Origin of the sequence: Roseomonas sp. BN140053, assembly GCF_047690175.1 — a bacterium.
Taxonomy (GTDB): domain Bacteria; phylum Pseudomonadota; class Alphaproteobacteria; order Acetobacterales; family Acetobacteraceae; genus Roseomonas.
The window spans coordinates 1-22,700 of record NZ_JBLLEB010000040.1 but is presented as its reverse complement, the minus strand read 5'-3'; the positions used below and the strand labels follow the sequence as shown (position 1 = coordinate 22,700).

The following is a 22,700-nucleotide window of genomic DNA, read 5'->3' as shown; positions in this document are numbered from 1 at the left end:
ACCCCGACGGCACGACCACGCCGTGACACGCTCCGCACACGACCTGGCCTAACGATCACCCGCTGGTGAAGGCCGCACGCCGACACAAGGCCGGGCACGTGCGACCTGCCATGCAGGCGGCGTAGAAGCCGGCACGGAATTGTGTTTCGGCTCGCCGGGGCGTGATCCCGACATGGCGGCGCGACGCTTCGAGAGACCCCGCCATGCAACGAACCGCCACGGGCCTGTTATGGGCCGATGCCCTGGCCGCACTCGCCCGGGCCGAACGCATGCACCGCGGCTTCTTCGAGCCGGCACCGGCCGGCTGGGAGCCGCCGGTGGACCTGCTGGAAACGCACGACGAATTGGTGCTGATCGCCGCCCTGCCCGGCGTGCGCGTCAGCGAGGTGGAACTGGTGATCGGCGGCGGCGAGCTGGCGATCATCGGCATCCGCCGCCTGCCCGCCGCCCTGCACAACGCCCGCATCCACCGCATGGAATTGCCGCACGGCCGCTTCGAACGGCGCGTGCCGCTGCCCGCCGGCACCTACGACCTGGTCCGCCGCGACCTGTCGGACGGCTGCCTGACCGTGGTGCTGCGGAAGCTCGGCTGAGGGACGCACAGATGGACGCCCAGACCCCCACCGCCCCGGCGGACGAACTGATCCTGGTGCCCGTGCGCGACACCGTGCTGTTTCCCGGCATGGTGCTGCCCATCACCGCCGGCCGCGCCGCCAGCACGGCCGGGCTGCAGGAGGCCGCCCGCCAGGGCCGCCACGTCGTCGTGGTGCTGCAGCGCGACGCCGCCACCGAGGTCCCCGACATCGGCGAGCTGCACCCGATCGGCACCGAGGCGCGGCTGCTGCGCTACGTCACCGCGCCCGACGGCAAGACCCACACCGCCATCGTGCAGGGCGTCGGCCGCGTGCGCCTGCTGGACCGCATCGCCGCCGAGCCCTTCGCCACCGTGCGGATCGAGCGGCTGGAGGAGCCCGAGGCCCCCGGCAATGCCGAGCTGGACGCCCGGCTGCACCAGCTGCGCGAACAGGCCACGGAAGCGCTGCGGCTGATCGGCCAGGCGCCGCCGGAACTGCTGAGCTCCATCCAGTCCATCGACCAGCCCGGCCTGCTGGCCGACATGGTGGCGGGGCTGATGGACATCACCGCCGCGCAGAAGCAGGAGATCCTGGAAACCACCGCCCTGCGCGCCCGGCTGGACCGCGTGCTGTGGCAGCTGGCCTACCGGCTGCAGGTGCTGCGCCTGTCCGCCGATATCGGCCGGCAGACGCGCGAGACGATGGAAGGCCGGCAGCGGGAGTTCCTGCTGCGCGAGCAGCTGAAGACCATCCAGAAGGAGCTGGGCGAGAACGAGGACCGCAGCCCCGACTTCGACGACCTCCGCCAGGCGCTGGACGATGCCGGGCTGCCCGAGGAGGTCGAGAAGCAGGCACGGCGCGAGCTGAAGCGGCTGGAGCGCATGCCCGAAGGCGGCCCGGAATCCGGCATGGTCCGCACCTACCTGGAATGGCTGACGGAACTGCCCTGGAAGCTGAGCGAGGAAGCGCCGATCAGCATCCCCGAAGCCCGCCGCATCCTCGACGAGGAGCACCACGGGCTGGAGAAGATCAAGCGCCGCATCCTGGAATTCCTGGCGGTGCGCAAGCTGAACCCCGGCGGCCGCGGCCCGATCCTGTGCTTCGTGGGCCCGCCCGGCGTCGGCAAGACCTCGCTGGGCCAGTCCATTGCCCACGCGCTGGGCCGCCCCTTCGTGCGCGTCAGCCTGGGCGGCGTGCACGACGAGGCGGAGATCCGCGGCCACCGCCGCACCTATGTCGGCGCCCTGCCCGGCAACATCATCCAGGGCCTGCGCCGCGCCGGCGCGCGGGACTGCGTGATGATGCTGGACGAGATCGACAAGCTCGGCAGCGGCGGCTTCCAGGGCGACCCGGCCTCCGCCATGCTGGAAGTGCTGGACCCCGAGCAGAACGGCACCTTCCGCGACGCTTATCTCGGCGTGCCCTTCGACCTCAGCCGCGTGCTGTTCATCGCCACGGCCAACCAGCTCGACACCATCCCCGGGCCGCTGCGCGACCGCATGGAGGTGGTGCAGCTGTCCGGCTACACGGCCGAGGAGAAGCAGGCCATCGCCCGCCGCTACCTCGTGCCGCGGCAGCTGAAGCAGAACGGGCTGACGGAGGCGCAGGCGGTGCTGGAGGACGACGCCCTCGCCGCCCTCACGGAGGACTACACGCGCGAAGCCGGGGTGCGCAGCCTGGAGCGCGAGGTGGGCGCGGTGCTGCGCTACGTCGCCATGCGCGTGGCCGAAGGCGAGCCCGGCCCGATCCACGTCCACGCCGCGGACCTGCAGTCCATCCTCGGCCCGGGGCGCTTCGACCCGGAGGTCGCCGGCCGCACCGCCCTGCCGGGCGTGGTGACCGGCCTGGCCTGGACGCCGGTGGGCGGCAGCATCCTGTTCGTGGAAAGCACGCGCGTTCCCGGCGGCGGCCGGCTGATCCTGACCGGCCAGCTGGGCGACGTGATGAAGGAGAGCGCGCAGGCGGCGCTGAGCCTGGTGAAGGGGCGCGCGGAAGCGCTGGGCATCGACCCGGCGCTGTTCGAGCGCAGCGACATCCACGTCCACGTCCCCGCCGGCGCCACGCCCAAGGACGGGCCTTCCGCGGGGGTAGCGATGTTCCTGTCGCTGTCGTCGCTGATGCTCGGCCGCGCCGTGGATCCGGCGGTGGCGATGACCGGCGAGATCAGCCTGCGCGGGCTGGTGCTGCCGGTGGGCGGCATCCGCGAGAAGGTGGTGGCCGCGGCGCGCGCCGGGATCACCACGGTGATGCTGCCCGCGCGCAACCGCCGCGACTTCGACGACATCCCCGCCAGCGCGCGCGACAAACTGCGCTTCGTGTGGCTGGAAACGGTGGACGACGCGGTGGCGGCGGTGCTGGAAAGCCCCATCCCGGCCTGATGCCGCCAGGCTGATGAAGGCCGGGGGAGTGAACTCCCCCAGCCCCCCTCCTTCTTTCGGGAGTTAAAGAGCGCCTTGGCAACGGGCGCACCCCCAAACTCCCGAAAATAGAAGGGGGTCCGGGGGGATACTTCCCCCCGGCTTGTCGTGCTCCACCGCATCACGCCGAGGCACCGCCCTCCAGCAGCGACCGCTGCGCGGCGATCTCCGCCGCCAGGAAGTCCAGCAGCGCGCGCACCCGCGGCGCGTGGCGCAGGTCGGGATGCGTCAGCAGCCAGAGTTCGGCGGCGAAGTCGGGCTCGGGCGGCGAGAGGCGACGCAGCGCCGGCCGCGCGTCGCCCAGGAAGCAGGGCAGGTGTGCCACCCCGATCCCGGCTTCCACCGCGCCCGCCAGTCCCAGCACGGTGTTGGCCCTGAGCACCACGCGCTCCGGCGCAACGTGGCGGGCCAGGAAGCGCACCACCTTCAGCCCGCCGAGTTCGTCGCCCAGCGACACCCAGCTGGCGGTGGCGGCGTGGTCCTGCGGCGTCGCGTCCTCGGGCAAGTCCGCCGCGCGGCCGTAGAGCGCCCAGGCAATGCGGGCGGCGCGGCGGCCCACCAGCGTGTCCGGCGGTGCGTCGGTGGCGCGGATCGCCACGTCGGCGTCGCGCCGGGACAGGTTCAGTGCCGCGTTGCCCACCACCACGTCCAGCCGAATGCCGGGATACTGCGCCCGGAAGCGCGCCAGCATCGGGAACAGCAGGTGGCACAGCAGGCTGTCGCTGGTGGCCACTCGCAGCTCGCCCGCCGGCGCGGGCGCCTGCCCGGCCAGGCGGCGGGTCACGGCGGTGATGTCGCCGTCCACCCGCGCGGCCAGGGCGGCCACCTCCTCGCCCGCGGCGGTCAGGGCGTAGCCGCTGCGATGCCGCTCGAACAGGGCGAGGCCCAGCAGCGCCTCGATCTGCCGGAGGCGGCGGAACACGGTGGAATGGTTGATCCCCAGCCGCAGCGCGGCGGCGGGCAGGTTGCGGGTTTCCGCCACCGCGTTGATCAGCCGGAAATCATCCCAGGCCAGCGCCCGGGCCGGCTCGGCCAGCCGGCCGGGCAGGCCTTCGGGGGAGGCCGGCGGCATGGGCGCGCCCGCGCCGCCGGCCCGGCGCCCCTACCAGCGCCGCGGCTGGCCGCAGTCCAGGTGCACGAAGCCGTCGCGGCGGTACAGGCCGACGCCGCCCAGCCCCATCTCCGCCGCCAGCCGCGCCATGCCGTAGGAATCGCGCCCGGGCAGGCGGGAATCCGCGGCCATGCCGGACATGTGCAGCGACACGGTGGACACCCGGCGGGAGCGCGCGGCCATGGCGCCGTTGCGCTCCGGCGCGCGGTAGCCGCTGATCACCTGGAAGGCTTCGGTGGTGTCCAGGCGCTGCGACACCTCGTGCAGCACGTCGAAGAGGCGCGGGTCCATCGGCGTCACCTCCTCGGCCGACAGGTCGCGGAACACCCAGTCCAGGGATTGCAGCGCTTCGCGGCGGTAGCGGCCGTCCTCCCAGTAGACGCCGCTGAAGGCGTCCTCGGTATAAGCGCGCTTGACGCTGATGCGGCGCGGCGGGCCGGACACTGCCAGGGCGGGGGCGGCGGCCAGCCCGGTGCAGGCCAGGCCGAGACCCAGCGAGGCGCGAATCACCTCGCGACGGTTGAGGGCGCCCGGCGCGCAGCACGGGCAGTCCTGGTGCGGACGGCGGCTCACCGCGCGGCCACCCGGGCGGCGGTGCGGTCCATCTCGCGCGCATAGGCCGCGTCGAGGCCGTAGATATCCGGGCGCAGCCGGACGCGGCCGCCTTCCACCACCGCCGTGGTGTAGTGCAGCCGTACGGGCAGCGTGCGTTTGAGGGGTAGCGCGCTGGTCTGGCGGCTGTCGAAGCTGCGTTGGATGCGGGCGCGGTCCCAGCCCATGCCATCCAGGGCGATGTCCAGCAGTTCCATAGGTCGCTCCAGGCGAATGCAGCCCGACGAGAAGGCCCGGTCGGGTCGGTTGAACAGGCCCCGGTCCGGCGTGTCGTGCAGGTAGATGTCGTCGTTGTTGGGCATGATGAACTTCAGCCGGCCGAGGGCACTCTCGTCGCCCGCATCCTGGCGGACGAGGTAGGGAAAACGGTCTGGGCGGATGCTGCTCCAGTCCACCGTCGTGGGGTCTACCTCGATCCGCTCCCCGCCGACCACCGTGTAGAGGTGGAATCCCTTGTTACGCATGCCCGCGGGGTCGCGGCGGAACTTCGGCAGCAGGTCCTCGCGCGCGTTGCGCTCGGGCACGCCCCAGGGCGGGTTGAACTGCACGGTGGTCATCCGCACCCGCAGCAGGGGGGTGGCGCGGCTGGGGCGGCCCACCACCACGTTCATCCGCAGCAGGCTGCGCCGGCCGTCCAGCACGGTCAGCAGGAAGTCGGGGATGTTGACCTCGATGCGCCGTTCCGTCGGCACGGGGGCTGCGGCGCGGCGCATGTCCAGCGCCACCCGCAGCTGGTCCACCCGCGCGGTGGCGGGACGGTTGAGCTGCGCCTGGCTGATGGCGCCGACGCGGCCGTCCACCTCCAGCCCGTTGGCGGCCTGCCAGCGCTTCACCGCGTCCAGCAGCGGCTCGTCGTAGAGTTCGCCGCTATCCGGGACGGCGGCCAGTTCCGCGTCCTCGGCGGCCAGGCGGGCGCGCAGGGCCGGCACCCGGGCGGGGTCGCTGCTGCCGGGCTCGATCGTGCCGCCGGCGGGGATGCGGCCCCAGCCCCCCGCGGCCACCAGGGCGCGGGCGCGGGCCAGTTCGGCCTTCAGGGGGGCGGCGTCCTCGGCCGACAGCGCGGCGCGGTCGATCACCCGGGCGGGCTCGGCGGCGCCGAGCAGGTCCAGCTGCCAGCGTGGCATGGGCAGGGCGGCGGGGTCGCGCAGGATATCCATGCGGTTGGCCGGCACCCGCAGCCGGCCCAGCAGGAGGTCGCTCAGAGCGGCGGAGGCGGCACGCTGGACACCGTTGGTGAAGCCGCGCGGGTCGCCGGCGGCCATCGCATCGGGCGGCACGGCATAGGCGGCGGGGTCCAGCCCGTCCTCCTCCAGCCGCCGCAGCCGTGCGGCCAGCCGGAGCATGGCCGGCAGCGCGGCGGGCTCCCCGGGCCCCTGCGCCGCGAGAGGCAGCGGGCTGGCGGCCCCGAGAGCAGCCAGGCAAAGGTCACGTCGGCGCATGGCGGCAGGAATAGCGGCGGCGGGGGTCGCGTGCCAAGCCATTCGGCGCCTGGCCGCCTCGGCGCAGACCGGGGAGGTTCCGGCAGGTCCGGGCGGGCGCCGTTCCGGCGCGGCGGTTCGCCTTACTTCCTTGACTTCCTTACCGCGAGTGGTCGCGGCAGGGCGGCTTTCAGAAAATAATCCTACAACAACAGGAGGTTGGCGGTCAAGCACGGCGCGCGATGTGACAGATTCCGCCATTTCTGACATATCCGGCCTGGGCCGGGTCCGTCAGCCTCCCGGGCGCTTCGCCGCCCCGGCCGGGATCCGCGCGGCCCGCCCTGGGCTCTCAGCGCGCGCGCCACAGGGTCAGCAGCACCGCCAGCACGGCGATGATCACCGCGGCGTAGAGCAGGGCGCGCAGGATGGCCCACCATTCCGACGCCTTGTCCGGGGCGCCTTCCTCCTGCTTGTAGGCCGGGCGGGGAGGCCGGACGATCGCGTTGTCCGGCACCTCCGGCGCGACGGCCGGCAGGGAGGATCGTTCCCCGTCTCCGCCCCGGACCTGATCCGTCGTGTCGATCGCCATGACCTCTGCCAGCCTCCGGACGGCGTTCAATGCCCCTGAGTTGTGAAACTGCCCCGAACCTCGCGCCCGAGCAAAGGGGTCGTCACGCTTCCGGGCCTGATCCGGGGTGATTTCGTTCCGCCGACACCGGTTTCCGCCCGTCGCCCGCCCTTTCGGCACGGGATGGGCCGCCACCCGGCGTTCCGCCCCCGGCAGCGGCCGCGCCGAGGCGGGGCGGATTCGCGGTCCCGGGGCCGCTGTTCGCGCCGGCGATCCGCACTACCCTGCGGTTTTCCCAGCACCGAGGCCGCGCATGACCTGGTCCATCCTCGCCCGCGACCCCGCCACTGGCGCCTTTGCCGTGGCCGTCACCACCTGCGCCTTTGCCGTAGGGGCGTCCTGCCCCTTCCTGCGCGCGGGGGTCGGGGCGGTGTCCACCCAGTCCTTCACCAACCGCTATCTCGGCCCCGCCATCCTGGACGGCATGGCGCGCGGCCTGCCGCCGGGCGCCGCCATCGAGGGCGCTCTGGCCGGCGACGCCGGCCGCCACATCCGGCAGGTGCACGCACTGGACCGGCATGGGCGCGGCGCGGCCTGGACCGGCAGCCAGTGCGTGGACTGGGCCGGCGACCTGTCCGGCGCCGCGGTTCCCCCGGACGTGTCGCTGGCCGGCAACATGCTGGCGGGCGGCGAGGTGCTGGCGGGCACGCTGGCCGCCTTCACCGCCGGGACGGCGCTGCCCTTGCCCGAGCGGCTGCTGGCGGCCCTCGATGCCGGGGAGGCCGCGGGCGGCGACCGGCGCGGCCGGCAATCCGCGGCGCTGGTGATGGTGGGCGCGGAGGACTTCCCCGACCTCGACCTGCGCGTCGACGACCATCCCGAGCCGCTGGCCGAGCTGCGCCGGCTGCTGGGCATCTGGCGCCGCGACCGGGCGCCGTTCCTGGACCGCGCGCCGCGCAAGGCCGCCCCCTCCGGCTTCATTGACCTCGACGCCATCGAGGCGCGCTGGCGCGAGCTGGGGCTGGATCTGCGTTTCCCGCGCTGAGGGGAAACGCCGCCCGACACCGCGGCATGGCGAGGGCCAGGGGAGTGAACTCCCCCGGACCCCCTCCTTTTTTCGGGAGTTCAGGAGAGCGCCCCTGGACACGGGCACACCGGAAAACTCCCGAGAATCGAGGGAGACACGGGGGGGATGCCTTCCCCGGCTCGGCGATGAGGTGGGGGGTCCCGCAGGGCAACCGGCCCTGGAACGCGAAAAGGGCCGCGCCTCGCGGCACGGCCCTTTCCATTCATCTGCCCGCGGTATTGCCGCGGCCGGGGATCACTCCGCGGCGGCGGTGGCGTCCTCGGGCTCGGGCGCCGTCATCATGGTGTCGGCCACCGCGCTGGACTGGTCGCGGATGCGCTTCTCGATGCTGTCGGCCATCTCGGGATGGTCGCGCAGGAACTGCTTGGCGTTCTCGCGCCCCTGGCCGATCCGCTGGCTATCGGCGGAGAACCAGGCGCCCGACTTCTCCACCACGCCGGCCTTGACGCCGAGGTCGATCAGTTCGCCGACCTTGGAGATGCCTTCGCCGTAGAGGATGTCGAACTCGACCTGCCGGAAGGGCGGGGCCATCTTGTTCTTCACCACCTTCACGCGGGTCTGGTTGCCCACCACCTCGTCGCGGTCCTTGATCTGCCCGATGCGGCGGATCTCCATGCGGACCGAGGCGTAGAACTTCAGCGCGTTGCCGCCGGTCGTGGTCTCGGGGTTGCCGAACATGACGCCGATCTTCAACCGGATCTGGTTGAGGAAGATCATCATGCAGTTCGAGCGGGAGATGGAGCCGGTCAGCTTGCGCAGCGCCTGGGACATCAGGCGGGCGTGCAGGCCGACATGGCTGTCGCCCATCTCGCCTTCCAGCTCGGCCCGCGGCACCAGGGCAGCGACGCTGTCGATCACCAGCACGTCGATGGCGCCGGAGCGCACCAGCGTGTCGGCGATTTCCAGCGCCTGCTCGCCGGCATCGGGCTGCGAGATCAGCAGGTCGTCGACGTTGACGCCCAGCTTCTTGGCGTAACCGGGATCGAGCGCGTGCTCGGCGTCGATAAACGCGCAGGTGCCGCCGCGCTTCTGCGCCTCGGCGATGGCGTGCAGCGCCAGCGTCGTCTTGCCCGAGGATTCCGGCCCGTAGATCTCGATGATCCGGCCCTTCGGCAGGCCGCCAATGCCCAGCGCGAGGTCGAGGCCGAGGGAGCCGGTCGGCACCACCTCGATGTCGGCCATGCTCTGCTTGGCGCCGAGCCGCATCACCGAGCCCTTGCCGAAGGCCCGCTCGATCTGGCTCAGAGCCGCGTCGAGCGCCTTGTTCTTTTCCATCCTGCCCCCTGATCGCCCCTGTTCTGGGGCGGAAAACCCGCAACCGAGAGTGTTTGGCCTCGAAGCGTCCTGCGACCCCTGGTGCGCGCGAGCCTAGTCTCATTCAGGACCCGCCGCCACGTCCAAGGGTCCGCTTCGCGACCACCGTTCTGTTCGCTATATGTTCACTCCTAAGCCGGAACACAACGGGAAAATGCTCAGGCGAGAACCTCCCGGATCAGTGCTGCCAGCTGGGTGGGACGATAGGGCTTGGCGAGGAATCGCGTGCCCGGTTCCACACCGCCGCCATCCAGCGCCGCCTCGGCATAGCCGCTGACCAGCACCACCCGCAGCGCCGGCAGGGCGGCCCGCGCGGCCCGCGCCAGCGCCAGCCCGTCCATGCCCGGCATCGCCACGTCCGACACCAGCACGTCGGGCACGAAGCCGCCCGCCAGCAGGTCCAGCGCGTCCTCCCCGCCATCCGCCGCATGCACCTGCATGCCCTGCGCGGTCAGGGCGCGTTCCGCGAGGCGGCGCAGCGGCGCCTCGTCGTCCACCAGCAGCACCTGCGGCGGCCGGGGCGCGGGCGCCGCGGCGTCGGGCCCCGCGGCAAGGGCGGGTCCGTTCTCCGGGGCAACGCCGCCCCCGGCGGCACCGGCGCGGGGCACGGCATCCGCCACGGGCGCGGGGGTGGCGGGCGCCGGCTGTTCGGAGGCGGTGGATGCCTGCTGTTCGGGGGTGGTGGCCACCGCGCCCGCTTCCTCGCCCTGGTAGCGCGGCAGGAAGATGCGGAAGCTGCTGCCCTCGCCCAGCCTGCTGGACACCTGCAGCGCCCCGCCGGACTGCCGGATGATGCCGTGCACCGTGGCCAGGCCCAGCCCCGTGCCGCCCTCCTCCGTGCGCGTGGTGAAGAAGGGCTCGAAGATCCGCGGCAGCAGCTCGGGCGGGATGCCCGGGCCGGTGTCGGACACGGTCAGCACCGACCAGCGGCCGGGCGGCAACGGGTCGGGCAGGCCGGGCTCCTCGCGCAGCGCCACCACCGTGCCGGTGCCGATGCTCAGCCGGCCCCGCCCGCCCATCGCCTGCCGCGCATTGCTCGCGAGGTTCAGCACCACTTGGTCGAGCTGCACGGGGTCCACGCGCACCCGCCGCCCGGGCACGCCGGGCTCGACCGCCAGCTGGATGCCGTGCCCCAGCATCTGCCGCAGCAGGGGCTCCATGGCGGCCAGGGCCTCGTCCAGCACCACCACCCGGGGTTCCAGGTGCTGCCGCCCGGCCAGGGCCAGCAGCCGCCGCACCAGCGCCGCGCCGCGGTCGGCCGCGGCCAGCAGCGGGTCCAGTTCCTCCCCCGTGTCGGGGGCGTGCTGGCGCACCGCCTCGGCCGCGACGACGATCACCGACAGCAGGTTGTTGAAGTCGTGCGCGATGCCGCCCGCGAGCTGCCCCACCACCCGCAGCCGCTCGCCTTCCTCGGCCCGCGCGCGGAAGCGCCGGCGCTCGGACAGGTCCTCGAACAGCAGCAGCCGGTGCCCGCCCGGCAGCGGGTGCAGGCGGCAGGACACCAGCGGCGCTTCGGTGCCCCCCGGCGCGGCCAGCATCGCCTCGATGGGGGTCACGCCGCTGCCGTCCAGCCAGCGCAGCATCGCCGGCCGCGCCGCCGCCGCGAAGAGCCGGTCGGCCGGCAGCGGCGCGGCGGCGGGCGGCGCGGGCAGCAGCGGCAGCGCGGGGGCCGGGGCCGCCAGCGCGAAAGCCGGGCCCAGCAGCGCCCGCAGCGCCGGATTGGCCTGCCGCACGCGGTGGGCGGCATCCAGCAGCGCCGCCGGTTCGCCCATCGCCTCGAACAGCACGGCGAAGTCGCCGGGGTCGGAGCGGCGCCAAAGCCATTCCAGAAGCGCCTGCAACGCCCGAGCTCCTTGTTGACCGGTGCCGCCCGCATGGAGGACTCCGGCGTGCCCGCCCATGCTAGGCTCGCGCCCATCATGCGCAACGCCCTGCTCTTTCTCGCCGTGGTGGCGGCCATCCTGGCCGGTGCCACCGCCGCCCGGGCCGAGGGACTCGATGGCACCATGATCGTCGGCTACCAGGGCTGGTTCGCCTGCCCCGGCGACGAGGGTCCCGGCGGCCGCGGCTGGGTGCACTGGTTCGACCGCGGCTCGGGCCTGGGGCTGCGCCCCACCGTGGACCTGCTGCCCGACGTGTCCGGGATGCCCGAGGACGCGCTCTGCGACACGCCCCTCAAACTGCCGGACGGCCGGACACTGCGGGTCTTTTCCTCCCAGCGGCGCGGCACGGTGGACACGCATTTCCGCTGGATGGCGCAGCACGGCATCCACGGCGCCGCGCTGCAGCGCTTCGCCACCGGGCTGCGGCCGCCCTTCAAGGCCGCCAACGACCGCGTGCTGTCGCTGGTGGCCGAGGCCGCCGCGGCGCATGGCCGCAGCTTCTTCGTGACCTACGACATCAGCGGCCTCGCGCCCGACCGGGTGGGCGACGTCGTGGCGGACTGGCGGGCGCTGCGCGCGTCCGGCGTGGTGGACGGCCCGGCCTGGCAGCGGCACCGCGGGCGGCCCGTGCTGGGGATCTTCGGCGTCGGCAGCTTCAACCGCGCCACCCCCGACCCTGCCGCCGGGCAGGCGCTGGTCGACGCGCTGCGCGCCGCCGGGCCGGTGACGCTGATGGGCGGCGTTCAGGCAAACTGGCGCACGCTGGACGGCAACCCGCGCCCCGATCCCGCTTGGGGGGCGGTGTTCCGCTCCTTCGACATCATCAGCCCCTGGAGCGTCGGCGCCTTTGTCGACGATGCCGGCGCGGACACCTTTCTGCGCAACCGCATCGTGCCGGACCTGGCGGAAGCCCGCCGCCTCGGCCGCGACTACATGCCGGTGATCTTTCCCGGCTTCACCTGGAGCAACCTGTCCGCCGCCCGCGGCCGGCCGTCACCGGCCAACGGCATCCGCCGCCGCTGCGGCGCCTTCTACTGGCACCAGGCGCGCAACGCGGTGGGCGCCGGCGCCCGGATGCTGTTCGCCGCCATGTTCGACGAGGTGGACGAGGGCACCGCCATCATCCCCGTCACCAACGACGTGCCGCGCGGCGGCCCCGCCACCTTCGTGACCCGCGACGCCGATGGCTGCGACCCGGCGCCCGACTGGTACCTGCACCTGGCGGGCGCCGTGTCCCGCGGCCTGCAGGCCGGGCAGCTGCCGGCCCTGCCGCCGCCGTGAGTGATCGGGGCGTTTCCGGATGCCCGGGCGTCAGCCCGGGACCGGGCGGGACGGACGCGTCGTGGAGCCGAGGCCCTGGCCCGGAGTGGCAGGGAAGGCCGGGGGAGTGAACTCCCCCCGATCCCCCTCCTTTCGGGAGTTTTTGGGGGTGCCCTGAAAGGCACCCCCAAAAACTCCCGAAAATAGAAGGGGGTCTGGGGGGATACTTCCCCCCAGCTTGCTGCTACTCCTCCGGAGCGCAGGCCCGACGGCATCACCCCCCGCGGCGGCGCCACACGAAGGCGATGATCTCCGCCACGGCGGCGTAGTGTTCGGGCGGGATTTCCGTGTCCAGCTCCAGCCGGAACAGGGCGCGGGCCAGGGGCGGGTTGGCCACCAGCGGCACGCCGGCGTCGCGCGCCGCCTCGCGGATGCGGGCGGCCATGGCGTCGGCGCCCTTGGCCACGATGCGCGGCGCGCTGGCGCCGGATTCGTAGGCCAGCGCCACGGCGAAGTGGGTGGGGTTGGTGATCACCACCGCCGCCTTGGGCACCGCCGCCATCATCCGCCGGCGCGAAGCCTGCTGCCGCAGCTGCTTCTGCCGCGCCTTGACGTGCGGGTCGCCGTCGCTCTCCTTGTGCTCCTCCTTCAGGTCGTGGCGGCTCATGCGCAGCTTGCGCAGGTGGCTGAAGCGCACCCAGGCCAGGTCGGCCAGCGCGATCGCCGCCAGCGCCGCCAGCACCGCCGTCACCAGCCGCACCGCCTGCCGGGCGCAGCTTTCCAGCAGCGCCCCGGCCGGCATCTGCAGGGCGCGCCGCAGCAGCGCCGGGTCGTCCACCGCGTACCACAGCGCCGCCGCCACCACGCCGAGCTTGAGCAGCGCGCGCAGCAGCTCCGCCGCACCCTGCACGCCCAGGATCCGCTTCAGCCCCGTCAGCGGCGACAGGCGCGACAGCTGCGGCACCAGCCCCTTGCTGCTGAACATCCCGCCGGTCTGCAGCAGCGTGGAGGCCACCGCCCCGGCGATCACCGCCCCCGCCACCGGCAGCAGCGCCAGCAGCGCCGGCCCGGCCAGGCCCCAGGCTTCGCGGGGCGTCAGCTCGTGCGCGCGGCCCAGCATCCCGCGCAGGGCGCGCATCAGTTCCAGCCCGGCGCCGGGCAGGGCCAGCATCGCCCCCGTGGCGCCCAGCAGCAGCACGGCGAAGCCCACCGCCTCGCGCGACAGGGGGACCTGGCCTTCTTCCCGCGCGCGTTCCAGCCGCCGCGGGGTCGGGGCTTCCGTGCGGTCCTCGGCCTCGCCGCCACCCTCCGCCACGGCTCAGCCCAGACCCGGCAGGGCGGCCCAGGCGGCCCGCAGCGCTTCCAGGAAGGTGCCCAGCAGCGGCGGCGCCAGCAGCGCCAGCAGCGCCAGCCCGGCCAGGATCTGCCCGGGCGCCGCCACGATCTGCACCTGCACCTGCGGCGCCACCCGCGCCAGCAGCCCCATGGCGAGGTTCACCAGCACCGCCCCCAGCACGAAGGGACCGGCCAGGCGCAGCGCCACCTCCAGCAGGGCGGAGCCCGCCGCCACCCAGGCTTCCACCGCCTCGCCGGCCGGCCAGGGGGCACCGGCGGGCAGCACGGCGTAGCTTTCCGCCAGCGCCCGCAGCGGCAGGGCGTAGAGCCCGCTGGACAGCACCAGCACCGCCGCCGCCAGGCTGCCCAGGCGCCCCAGCGCCGCCGACTGCGCGCCCATCTGCGCGTCCGGCACCAGCACGGAGGCCAGCCCGATCAGCGCCGCCACGGTTTGCAGCGCCACCGCCAGCGTCATGGCCGCCAGCCGCGCCAGGCCGCCGATCCACAGCCCCGCCAGCACCTCGATCGCCAGCAGCCGCACCGTCCCGGGGACGCTGTCCGGCGCCGCGGGCAGGCTGGCGGACAGCCCCGGCAGCAGCAGCAGCACCGTCGCCAGCCCGATGCCCAGGCGCAGCGGCGCGGGCGCCTCCGACTCGCCGAGCCCCGGCAGCAGCATCACCGCCGCCCCCAGGCGGGCGAACACCAGCACGATCTGGAAGGCCAACACCGGTAGCGCGGTCAGGAATTCGGCTTCCGTCACGCGAGGATCAGGGCGCCCCGCCCAGCGCCACCATGTGGTCGAACAGCCCCGCGGCATAGGCGCGCAGCACCCCGGCCATGAAGGGGCCCAGCAGCGTCAGCCCGCCGCCCAGCACCGCCAGCTTGGGCAGAAAGGCCAGCGAGGCTTCCTGCACCTGCGTCAGCGCCTGGAACACCGACACCACCAGCCCCACGGCCAGCAGGGCCACCAGCAGCGGCCCGCCCAGCTGCAGCGCCACCCAGAGCGCTTCGCGCAGGGCCAGCCCCAGCACGTCACCATCCACGCGCGTTCCCCTCCATCCTGGTGGGCGAGCGCACCCATCACCGCGGCCGCGCCCCTTCGCGAGGGGGCGCGCGAACCGCGACGGTGGGGCGCTAGATCGGCATCCGCATCACGTCCTGGTAGGCGGACACGACCTTGTCGCGCACCGCCACCGCCGTTTGCAGCGCCAGCTCGGCGCGCGACACGGCCATCACCACGTCCGTCACCGAGCCCTGCCCGGTCAGTGCCTGGGTGGAGGCGGCATCGGCCTGGTGGCCGATCTCCACCGCGCCCTCGATCGCCCGCTGCAGCGCGGTGCCGAAGCCGCCGGCATCGCCCGCGGCCTCGGCCCCCGCCGCACCGCCGGGCTGCGCCGCCGCGCGATAAGCGGCCAGCGCCGCGCCGGCACCGCCGATGGGAAGCACCATCAGCGCAGCGCCTCGATGGTGCGGCTGAGCATGCCGCGCGTGGCTTCCAGCACGCTGAGGTTGGCGCTGTAGGAACGCTGCGCTTCGCGCATGTCCATCATCTCCACCATGCTGTCGACGTTGGGCGTGCGGACGTAGCCGCGCGCATCGGCCGCGGGGTGCGAGGGCTCGTAGCGTTCCGGGAACTCCCCCGCCGCGGTGCCGACGCGGTTGACGCGCACGGTTTCCACCCCCGCGGCGCGGTCGAGGCTGTTGCGGAAGCTGACCGTCTTGCGCCGGTAGGGATCGGCGCCGGGCGTGCCGCCCGTACTGTCGCGGTTGGCGATGTTTTCCGCCACCACGCGCAGCCGCGTGGATTGCGCCGCCATGCCGGAAGCGGAGATGCGGAGGGCGCGGTCGAGATCCATCGGATGCGGCTCCCTTTAAGACTCAGCCGCCGCGGCCCAGCGCCGTGCGGAACATGTTCAGGAAGGACCGGTGCAGCCCGGTGGCGAGCTGGTGCGCCGTTTCGTTGTCGGCGACCTTCAGCGCCTGCTCGTCGATCGACACGGCGTTGCCGTCGGGCGCCACTTCCGAGGCGCGGCGGTCCGGCCGCGCCCGCGCCGCGCCGCTGCCGCCGGCGGGCGACAGGTGCCCGGCCGCCGTTTGCGCCAGGGCCGGCGCGGTGCGCTGCGCCAGCACCTGCGCGAAGGGCGACAGGTCGCGCGGGCGGTAGCCGGGCGTGTCGGCATTGGCGATGTTGCCCGCCAGCACGCCCTGGCGGCGGTCCAACCAGCGCAGCCGCTCTTCCGCCAGGGCCATGGGGTCCAGGCGGGACGGGCTGCTGCCGCTCGGGGTCGGGCGCAGGAGGTCCATGCCGGCCACCCTGCGCCGGCAGGGGTGAAGGGATGGTTGAGAAGGCGGCACCCGGCGCGGAAACCTCGCGGTAATTTCCGGGGGCGCAGGATGGCGCCATGTCCATCGCGCCCCAGGATGCCGTCGCGGCTTCCATCCGGTCCCTGCACGGCACCCTGTCGGTCGCCACCGCCCTGGTGGCCGCCGGGCGGCACGTGGACCTGAGCGGGCTGGACCGGGACGTGACCGCCGTGTGCGTCGCGGCCGCCGTGCTGCCGCCGGCCGATGGCCGGGCCCTGCGCGGCGAGCTGGCCGCGCTGCTGGCCGCGGTGCGCGGGCTGGAAGCGCGCTTCGCCCCGCCCTGAACCGAACCCTTTCCCCGAACCCTCGCTGGCAAAAAGGCCGCGCCCATGACCAACAGCTTCGACCCGGGTCCCTCCACCTGGCTCCTGTCCATCGCCGGCCTCGCGGTCGTGCTGGGCGCCCTCTGGCTGCTCGCGCGCGGCGCCCGGGCGGCGGGGCTCGCCCCCGGCGCGGCCGGGCGCCGGCTGGCCCTGCAGGAAAGCACGGCGATCGACACGCGCCGCCGGCTGCACCTCGTGCGCGTGGACGGGCGCGAGGTGCTGATCCTGACCGGCGGCGGCCAGGACGCCGTGGTGGGCTGGCTGTCGTGAGTCGGCTGCTGCCGGCGCTCCTCGCCGTCCTGCTGCTGGCGGCGGGACCGGTCGCGGCGCAATCGGTGTCGGTGGACCTGGGCGCGACGGGTCAGGCCGGGGCCACGGCGCGGCTGGTGCAGCTGACGGCGCTGATCGGCATCCTGTCGCTGGCGCCGTCCCTGCTGGTGATGGTGACGGCCTTCGCGCGAATCACCATCGTGCTGTCGCTGCTGCGCTCGGCCATCGGCGCGCCGGGCATCCCGCCCAACCCCGTGCTGATCGGGCTGGCGCTGTTCCTGACCTTCTTCGTGATGCAGCCGGTGTTCGAGACCGCCTGGAGTAACGGCATGCAGCCGATGATCGAGGGCCGCATCGCCGAGATGGAGGGGCTGCAGCGTTCGGCCGAGCCGTTCCGCTCCTTCATGGCGGGCAACGTGCGCGACGGCGACCTGTCGCTGTTCCTGGACCTCGCGGGCCTGCCCGCCGTGGATCCCGCCGCCGCCCCCGAGAGCCTGCCCTGGCGCGCCCTGGTGCCGGCCTTCATGGTCAGCGAGCTGAAGCGCGGCTTCGAGATCGGCTTCCTGCTGTTCCTGCCCTTCCTGGTGATCGACCTGGTGGTGGCGTCGCTGCTGATGTCGCTGGGCATGCAGATGCTGCCGCCTTCCGCCGTGGCGCTGCCCTTCAAGCTGCTGTTCTTCGTGATCGTGGATGGCTGGCGGCTGGTGTCGGGCAGCCTGGTGCAGGGCTTTGCCGGCAGTTGAGGGCTGGGGGTAGGCAGGAAGCCGGGGGGAGGTATCCCCCCGGTGTTCCCTTCTATTTTCGGGAGTTTTCGGGTGCGCCGGTGGTGGCCGGAGCACTTCTACTCACGAAAGAAGGAGGGGGTCCGGGGGAGTTCCCTCCTCCGGCCTTCGCCTCAGCTGTCCAGCGTGATCCCGAGGGTGCGGATCAGCGGCGTCCACACGGCGCGCTCGCGCCCCAGCAGCGCGGTGAACTCCGCCTCGCCGCCGGGCAGCGGCTCCACCGAGAGTTCGCGCATCCGGGCGGCGATCCGCTCGTCGCGCAGCGCCGCCTGCAGGCCGGCGGACAGCTGCGCCACCAGCGGGTCCGGCGTGGCGCGCGGCAGCACCAGCCCCTGCCAGGCGTAGGACTCGAAGTTCGCCAGCCCGATCTCCTGCATCGTCGGCACGTCGGGGAAGGCCGGCAGCCGCGCGGCGCTGCAGGCCGCCAGCGGCCGCGCCTGCCCGGCGCGCAGCGCTTCCGCCCCGGCCACGAGGTCCAGCACCATGGCCGGCACCGCCCCGGCGATCAGGTCGTTCAGCGCCGGCGCCGCGCCGCGATACGGCACGTGGGTCAGCGACACGCCGGATTCACGGGCGAAGCGTTCCATGGTCAGGTGGTGCGGCGAGCCCACGCCGGGCGAGCCGTAGTCCAGGCCGCCCGGCGTGGCGCGGGCGCGGTCCAGGAACTCCCGGGCACTGGTGATGCCGGAAGCCGGCGCCACGGCCAGCATCAGCGGGAAGCGCGCGATCAGCCCCACCGGCCGCAGGTCGCGGTCGGCGTCGTAGGGCAGGCGGCGGTACAGCACGGGGTTGAACACCAGCGTGCCGTTGTCGGCGGTCATCACCGTGTAGCCGTCGGCCGGGGAACGGGCCGTCGCCTCGGCGCCGATGTTGGTGCCGGCGCCGGGACGGTTGTCGATCACCACGGGCTGGCCGAGCTGCGCCGACAGGCCGGCACCCACCAGCCGCGCCGTGACGTCGGCGCCGCCGCCAGGGGCGTAGGGGACGATCCACTTCACGGGATGGTCGGGAAAGGCCGCCCGCGCGCCCCGCGCCAGGAAGGGGGTGAACAGCGAGGCCGCGAGCAGCGCGCGCCGCGACGATGGATGGTGAAGCATGGCCGGTTCGTTCCCCCGTGGTGCCTGGTCAGGATCTAACCTGACACGCCGCCGAGGGGAGGCAAGCCCGCGAACGGGCGGATCGCGCCGAGACCAGGGCCACGCCCGGCCGCAGGGGTAGAGGCGGCCGCCGCGTCCCCGCGTTCCGAAAGGGCCGCGCCCGCGGGAGCGGGGCAGCCACGGCGGAACCGGTGGAGCGCGGCGGCCGAAGCCTCAGCCCGCCGTGGGCAGGTGCTCGGCGATATAGGGCGGCAGGTGGAAGGCTGCCGCCTGGATCTCCGGCGTCCAGTAGCGCGTTTGTCCGAGGATGCCGGCCGCCTCGGCGCGGCGGCGCAGCTCCTTGGCGGGAAGTTGGCGCGAGGCCGCATCCTTGGCGCCCCAGCCCAGCGTCATGTAGCCGCCCACGTAGGTCGGCACCGCCGCCAGATAGGCCCAGACATCGGCGAAGGCCGTTTGGCGCCGCAGGCTGGTGTCGCGCAGTTCGTCGGCCTGCATGGCCGGCACGCCGCTCTGGTTCACCACGATGCCGCGCTCGCTGAGCAGGCGGGCGGCGTTGCCGTAGAATTCCTCGGTGAACAGCACCTCGCCCACGCCCACCGGGTCGGTGCTGTCCACGATCACCACGTCGAAGGAACCGGCCTGCGCCGTGCGCACGTAGTCGATGCCGTCGCCCACGATCACCTCGGCGCGCGGGTCGTCCCAGGCGCCGCCGGCGATGTTGGGCAGGAGCTCCTTGGCCAGGCGGATCACCTCGCCGTCGATCTCCACCATCACCGCGCGCTCGACGTTGCGGTGCTGCAGCACGCGCCGCAGCACGCCGCCGTCGCCGGCGCCGATGATCAGCACGCGCTTGGCATCGCCATGTGCCAGGATCGGCACGTGGGTCAGCATCTCCTGGTAGACGAACTCGTCCGCCTCGGTGATCTGCACCGCGCCGTCCAGCAGCATGACGCGGCCGTGCGAGGCGGATTCGAAGATCATGATGTCCTGGAATTCCGACTGCACGCGCGCCAGTTCCCGCACGACGCGGAAACGCTGGCCCCAGTCGGGATAGAGGGTTTCGTTCACCCAGGAATCAGTGGTCATGCGCGTTCGGCTCCCCGCACGAAGAAAGGGCGGACCCTAGGGCCCGCCCCATCACGCCACCCATGACGCTTTCGCGTCAGAGCGTCATGCCGCGGCGGTGTTCGCCCAGCTGCACGCGCTCGGGCAGGAAGCCCTTCTTGAACACCGGGATCGCCTTGTACGGGTCGCAGTCGCCGCACACGAAGATGTCCAGCGCGGCGAAGGCACGCTCGGGCCAGGTGTGGATCGAGACGTGGCTTTCCGCCAGCACCAGCACGCCGGACACGCCGCCGTTGGGCTGGAAGTGGTGGAAGTGCCCGTGCAGGATCGTGGCACCCGTGGCGATCGCGGCTTCGCGCAGGATCTCGTCGATCCGCGCGGGATCGTCGAGATTGGTTGCGCCCCACAGATCGATGATCAGGTGCGTACCGGCAAAGCGCACGCCATTGCGTTCGCAGAAGTAGTCTTTTGCCTCGTCCAGACCGGACGAGAACGAACCCTGGGCGTCGCTCGGAAGATCCGAGACCATCCCCAGCGGAGCAACAAGAGCGTCCATTCGGCCCCCATTTCCACCAGAAGACGACCTGCAGTATCGGCGGCGCCGATCAGGTCAGTGTTAGCGAGGGCCGCGATATGGGGCACACGGACCTGGGAGGCAAGCGAAATAGCGCCTGCTCGGCCGAAAAAAATGCGGCCCACCCCCGCGTGTGGGACGAGGCTCACCGCGTCAGGGCTGCATCTGCCCGCAAGGCATCCAGCCGGGTGGGAAATCCCCGGAAAAGGTCCAGTTCACGCTGCAACCGGGGCAGGTCGTCCAGACCGCGAACCGGATCCATCACCAGCGTGCCGAAGGCCCGCGCCAGGGCCCCCTCGCCCAGGCGCGGCGCCCAGGCCGAGCGCAGCGCCGCCAACTGCGCCGCATCGCCCGCCAGCGCCGCATAGGCCGCCGCGCGCACCACGATGCGCCGCCTTCCGTCATCCAGCTCGCCCGGCAAGGCGGCCTGCGCGGTCAGCGCCGCCGCCGCGCCGGACCAGTCGCGCCGCGCCGCCAGGAGGTCGGCCAGGGCCGGCAGCGCGGCCGGGCCGATCGCGCGCAGGGCGGTGGCCGCGGCGTCCTCCTGCCCGGCCAGGGCCAGGGCCCGCGCCGCCAGGATGGCCCGCGCTTCGGCCAGGGGCGCGGAAAGCCCGGGCGCCGCGCTGCCGGCCAGGGCGGCTTCCGCGCCGGCCGCGTCGCGTTCGCCCAGCCGCAGCGCCGCGAGCCGCGCACCCAGCGCGGCGCGGGGTTCGCCGGACATGGCGGCCATCGCGCGGCTCAGCACGGCGGCGGCGCGGTCGGGCAGGTCCAGCGCGACCAAGCGATCGGCCAGCAGCGCCACGGCGCCGGAGCCTTCCATGTCCGCCGCCAGCAGGTCGCGGTTGGCTTCCGCCAGCGCCACCGCGGCCAGCGGCGCTTCCCGCGCCATGGCCGCCAGCAGCGCGGCGTGCTGGGCGGGGCGCAGCCCGGCCGCACGGTCGGGAAACAGCGCCGCGGTTTCGCCCAGCAGGTCGAAGGCGCCGCGCGGGTCGCCGGCCTCCCCCCGCAGCGCCGCGACGCGCAGCCGGGTGTCCACCTCCTCCGCGTCGCCGCGCCAAGCGTAGAGCGAGGCTTCCAGCGCCGCCGCGGCCCCCGCCGCGTCCAGCGCGCCGGAGGCGAAGCGCAGCTCCACCGAGCGCCGCAGCGCCCGGGCGCGCAGCCGGCGGTCGCGGCCGCGCGCCGTGGCCTCGAAGGCGGCCAGCGCCTCGTCCCGCTTGCCTTCGGCTTCCAGCAGGCGGCCGCGCACGTAGTCCAGCCCCGGCTGCGCCCCGGCATCGCGCAGCAGGCGTCGCGCCGCGGCGGTCTCGTTGCCGTCCAGCAGCGCTTCCGCCGCCGGCGCCAGCAGCCGCAGGCGCAGCGCCTCGGGGTAGGAGAGCAGCAGCGGCAGCGTGGCGGCCAGGCCCGGCGCGGCTTCCGCCCGCTCGCCCCGGGCGGCGCGCAGCAGGGCGCGCCACAGGGTCGTCTCGTCCGTGCGCGGCAGCGTCGCGTCGTCCAGCGCGGCGGCTTCCGCCAGGCGTCCGGCCAGGATCGCGGCCGCGGCCTGCGCCGCCCGGCTGCGCGGATCGGCCGCGGCCTGCGGGTCTTCCTGGAAGGCCAGCCGCAGCATTGCCTGGGCTTCCTGCGGCAGCCCGAGCGCCAGCAGCGATTCCGCCGCGTCGCGCCGCAGGGTGGCGCGCTGCAAGGGCGCGGCGGCGACGATGCCGCTCTGCTGCGCCTGTAGGCGCCGCTGCGCCGCCTCGGGGTCCACCGCCGGCAGGTCGAAGAGCCGCGTCATTGCCGCGGCTTCGGGGAAGCTGCCGGCCGCAGGGGCGCCACCCTCGCCGGCGCCGGCCAGCAGGAAGCGTTCCGCCCCGGCCCGCAGGCTGACGCCGTCGCCGCGCGCCAGCAGCGCCGCGCCGAGGATCGTGGGCAGCAGCTCCGCCCGCGGCAGGCTGCGGCGCAGGGGGCTGTTCTGCTCGGCGTCGCGCACCGTGCCCAGCAGCAGCGGCAGGCCGGTCTCGGGGTCCTCCACCACCACCACGCGGCCCGGGCGCACGGCGCGCAGGGCCAGCGCCTCGCCTTCCGGCGCGGGCAGGATGGAACGGCCCGGCGGCGCGTCGCGCACCGCTTCCAGCAGCCAGTTCGCGCCGTCGCGCCGCGGCAGCAGCAGCGCGGGCGCGGCGAGGCGCAGCCGCAGCACCGTGGCGTCCGGCAGCAGCTGCACCTCGGCATTGCCGAACACGGGGTCGCCGCGCAGCGCCCGCAGGTCCAGCGGCACGGCGGCATCCAGCACGGCCAGCACGGAGTCGCCGCGGCGCAGCACGGCCAGGCCGGTGTCCTCGGGCAGGGCGAGCAGCAGCGCCCGCCCGCGCCCGGGCTGCGCCACCAGCCGCACGGGGATCGCCTCGGGCGCCGGCAGCGTCGCGGCGGGCGGCAGGGCGCGCGCCGGCGGGGGCGGCACGGGAAGCGGTGCTGCGGCAGCCGGTTCCGCGGGGGGAGTAGCGGGGGATGAGGCGGGCGGCGCCGCGGCCGGAACCGGCGCCGGGGCGGCGCGGGATGCCGCGGGCGGCGCTTCGGGCGGGCGCGCGGCGGCCAGCGCCGGGGCGGTGCCGCGCCGCGCCTGGGCCGGGCGCGCCGGCCGGGGCGCGGCCTCGGCGCGCGCGGGT

General features: G+C 74.1%; 22 protein-coding genes and 1 pseudogene. 7 read left to right on the top strand and 16 right to left on the bottom strand.

Annotated features, from left to right (window positions below; all coding sequences use genetic code 11):
* The first annotated feature begins 203 nt into the window (after positions 1-203).
* On the top strand, positions 204-593 hold the full coding sequence (locus tag ACLIBK_RS22140; protein ID WP_415389483.1) for an Hsp20/alpha crystallin family protein: 390 nt from the start codon (positions 204-206) through the stop codon (positions 591-593).
* Positions 594-604: 11 nt separating this feature from the next.
* Complete coding sequence (gene lon / locus ACLIBK_RS22135; protein WP_415389482.1) at positions 605-2,953, top strand: endopeptidase La; 2,349 nt, start codon at positions 605-607, stop codon at positions 2,951-2,953.
* 160 nt (positions 2,954-3,113) lie between these two features.
* On the opposite strand, the gene ACLIBK_RS22130 is transcribed toward lon, so the two are convergent.
* The 4 genes from ACLIBK_RS22130 to ACLIBK_RS22115 form a co-directional block, all read right to left on the bottom strand.
* The gene (locus ACLIBK_RS22130; RefSeq protein WP_415389481.1) at positions 3,114-4,064 is read right to left on the bottom strand and encodes a LysR family transcriptional regulator; all 951 of its coding nucleotides are present in this window, start codon (positions 4,062-4,064) and stop codon (positions 3,114-3,116) included.
* A gap of 30 nt (positions 4,065-4,094) precedes the next feature.
* Complete coding sequence (locus ACLIBK_RS22125; RefSeq protein WP_415389480.1) at positions 4,095-4,676, bottom strand: YcbK family protein; 582 nt, start codon at positions 4,674-4,676, stop codon at positions 4,095-4,097.
* Complete coding sequence (locus ACLIBK_RS22120) at positions 4,673-6,196, bottom strand: L,D-transpeptidase family protein (RefSeq protein WP_415389479.1); 1,524 nt, start codon at positions 6,194-6,196, stop codon at positions 4,673-4,675. Before ACLIBK_RS22120 ends, ACLIBK_RS22125 begins: the two co-directional genes overlap by 4 nt.
* 286 nt (positions 6,197-6,482) lie before the next feature.
* A complete protein-coding gene (locus ACLIBK_RS22115) occupies positions 6,483-6,722 on the bottom strand; it encodes a hypothetical protein (protein WP_415389478.1) in 240 nt (79 codons plus the stop codon).
* A 292-nt stretch (positions 6,723-7,014) separates the two neighbouring features.
* Here ACLIBK_RS22115 and ACLIBK_RS22110 point away from each other — a divergent pair, with 292 nt between their 5' ends.
* Entirely contained in the window at positions 7,015-7,746 is a 732-nt protein-coding gene (locus ACLIBK_RS22110; protein WP_415389477.1) for a DUF1028 domain-containing protein, read from the top strand.
* 276 nt (positions 7,747-8,022) lie between these two features.
* On the opposite strand, the gene recA is transcribed toward ACLIBK_RS22110, so the two are convergent.
* Positions 8,023-9,063 carry a recombinase RecA gene (recA, locus tag ACLIBK_RS22105; protein WP_415389476.1) on the bottom strand — a complete coding sequence of 347 codons (1,041 nt, stop codon included), beginning with the start codon at positions 9,061-9,063 and terminating at the stop codon, positions 8,023-8,025.
* Positions 9,064-9,260: 197 nt separating this feature from the next.
* Positions 9,261-10,943 (bottom strand): ATP-binding protein, encoded by a 1,683-nt coding sequence (locus ACLIBK_RS22100; protein WP_415389475.1) that lies wholly within the window; start codon positions 10,941-10,943, stop codon positions 9,261-9,263.
* A 78-nt stretch (positions 10,944-11,021) separates the two neighbouring features.
* Between ACLIBK_RS22100 and ACLIBK_RS22095 the strand changes: the two genes are divergently transcribed.
* Positions 11,022-12,266 carry a glycoside hydrolase family 71/99-like protein gene (locus tag ACLIBK_RS22095; protein ID WP_415389474.1) on the top strand — a complete coding sequence of 415 codons (1,245 nt, stop codon included), beginning with the start codon at positions 11,022-11,024 and terminating at the stop codon, positions 12,264-12,266.
* A 253-nt stretch (positions 12,267-12,519) separates the two neighbouring features.
* Here the strand turns inward: ACLIBK_RS22095 and ACLIBK_RS22090 are convergent, their stop codons facing one another.
* The 6 genes from ACLIBK_RS22090 to flgB form a co-directional block, all read right to left on the bottom strand.
* Positions 12,520-13,560, bottom strand: a complete 1,041-nt coding sequence (locus tag ACLIBK_RS22090; protein WP_415389473.1) for a flagellar biosynthesis protein FlhB — start codon at positions 13,558-13,560, stop codon at positions 12,520-12,522.
* Positions 13,561-13,563: 3 nt separating this feature from the next.
* Positions 13,564-14,340 carry a flagellar biosynthetic protein FliR gene (locus ACLIBK_RS22085; RefSeq protein ID WP_415389472.1) on the bottom strand — a complete coding sequence of 259 codons (777 nt, stop codon included), beginning with the start codon at positions 14,338-14,340 and terminating at the stop codon, positions 13,564-13,566.
* 7 nt (positions 14,341-14,347) lie between these two features.
* Positions 14,348-14,623 (bottom strand): flagellar biosynthetic protein FliQ, encoded by a 276-nt coding sequence (locus ACLIBK_RS22080; protein WP_415389471.1) that lies wholly within the window; start codon positions 14,621-14,623, stop codon positions 14,348-14,350.
* A 91-nt stretch (positions 14,624-14,714) separates the two neighbouring features.
* Positions 14,715-15,029, bottom strand: a complete 315-nt coding sequence (locus tag ACLIBK_RS22075; protein ID WP_415389470.1) for a flagellar hook-basal body complex protein FliE — start codon at positions 15,027-15,029, stop codon at positions 14,715-14,717.
* A complete protein-coding gene (gene flgC / locus ACLIBK_RS22070; protein ID WP_415389469.1) occupies positions 15,029-15,436 on the bottom strand; it encodes a flagellar basal body rod protein FlgC in 408 nt (135 codons plus the stop codon). Before flgC ends, ACLIBK_RS22075 begins: the two co-directional genes overlap by 1 nt.
* Before the next feature lie 22 nt (positions 15,437-15,458).
* A complete protein-coding gene (flgB, locus tag ACLIBK_RS22065; protein WP_415389468.1) occupies positions 15,459-15,884 on the bottom strand; it encodes a flagellar basal body rod protein FlgB in 426 nt (141 codons plus the stop codon).
* 98 nt (positions 15,885-15,982) lie between these two features.
* On the opposite strand from flgB, the gene ACLIBK_RS22060 reads away from it, so the two are divergent.
* From ACLIBK_RS22060 to fliP, 3 genes are read left to right on the top strand one after another with little or no spacing between them, the layout of a single operon-like run.
* Positions 15,983-16,228, top strand: a complete 246-nt coding sequence (locus tag ACLIBK_RS22060; RefSeq protein ID WP_415389467.1) for a hypothetical protein — start codon at positions 15,983-15,985, stop codon at positions 16,226-16,228.
* A gap of 45 nt (positions 16,229-16,273) precedes the next feature.
* Positions 16,274-16,537, top strand: a complete 264-nt coding sequence (locus tag ACLIBK_RS22055; protein ID WP_415389466.1) for a flagellar biosynthetic protein FliO — start codon at positions 16,274-16,276, stop codon at positions 16,535-16,537.
* Positions 16,534-17,280 (top strand): flagellar type III secretion system pore protein FliP, encoded by a 747-nt coding sequence (gene fliP / locus ACLIBK_RS22050; RefSeq protein ID WP_415389465.1) that lies wholly within the window; start codon positions 16,534-16,536, stop codon positions 17,278-17,280. Before ACLIBK_RS22055 ends, fliP begins: the two co-directional genes overlap by 4 nt.
* Before the next feature lie 152 nt (positions 17,281-17,432).
* On the opposite strand, the gene ACLIBK_RS22045 is transcribed toward fliP, so the two are convergent.
* The 4 genes and pseudogenes from ACLIBK_RS22045 to ACLIBK_RS22030 all read right to left on the bottom strand — a co-directional run.
* The gene (locus ACLIBK_RS22045; protein ID WP_415389464.1) at positions 17,433-18,416 is read right to left on the bottom strand and encodes a Bug family tripartite tricarboxylate transporter substrate binding protein; all 984 of its coding nucleotides are present in this window, start codon (positions 18,414-18,416) and stop codon (positions 17,433-17,435) included.
* Between the two features lie 213 nt (positions 18,417-18,629).
* On the bottom strand, positions 18,630-19,502 hold the full coding sequence (gene speE, locus ACLIBK_RS22040; RefSeq protein ID WP_415389463.1) for a polyamine aminopropyltransferase: 873 nt from the start codon (positions 19,500-19,502) through the stop codon (positions 18,630-18,632).
* A 76-nt stretch (positions 19,503-19,578) separates the two neighbouring features.
* Positions 19,579-20,037: an adenosylmethionine decarboxylase gene (gene speD / locus ACLIBK_RS22035; RefSeq protein WP_415389462.1), complete on the bottom strand. Its 459-nt coding sequence runs from the start codon at positions 20,035-20,037 to the stop codon at positions 19,579-19,581.
* Positions 20,038-20,200: 163 nt separating this feature from the next.
* Positions 20,201-22,700: pseudogene (locus ACLIBK_RS22030) on the bottom strand (hypothetical protein); the annotation flags it as partial.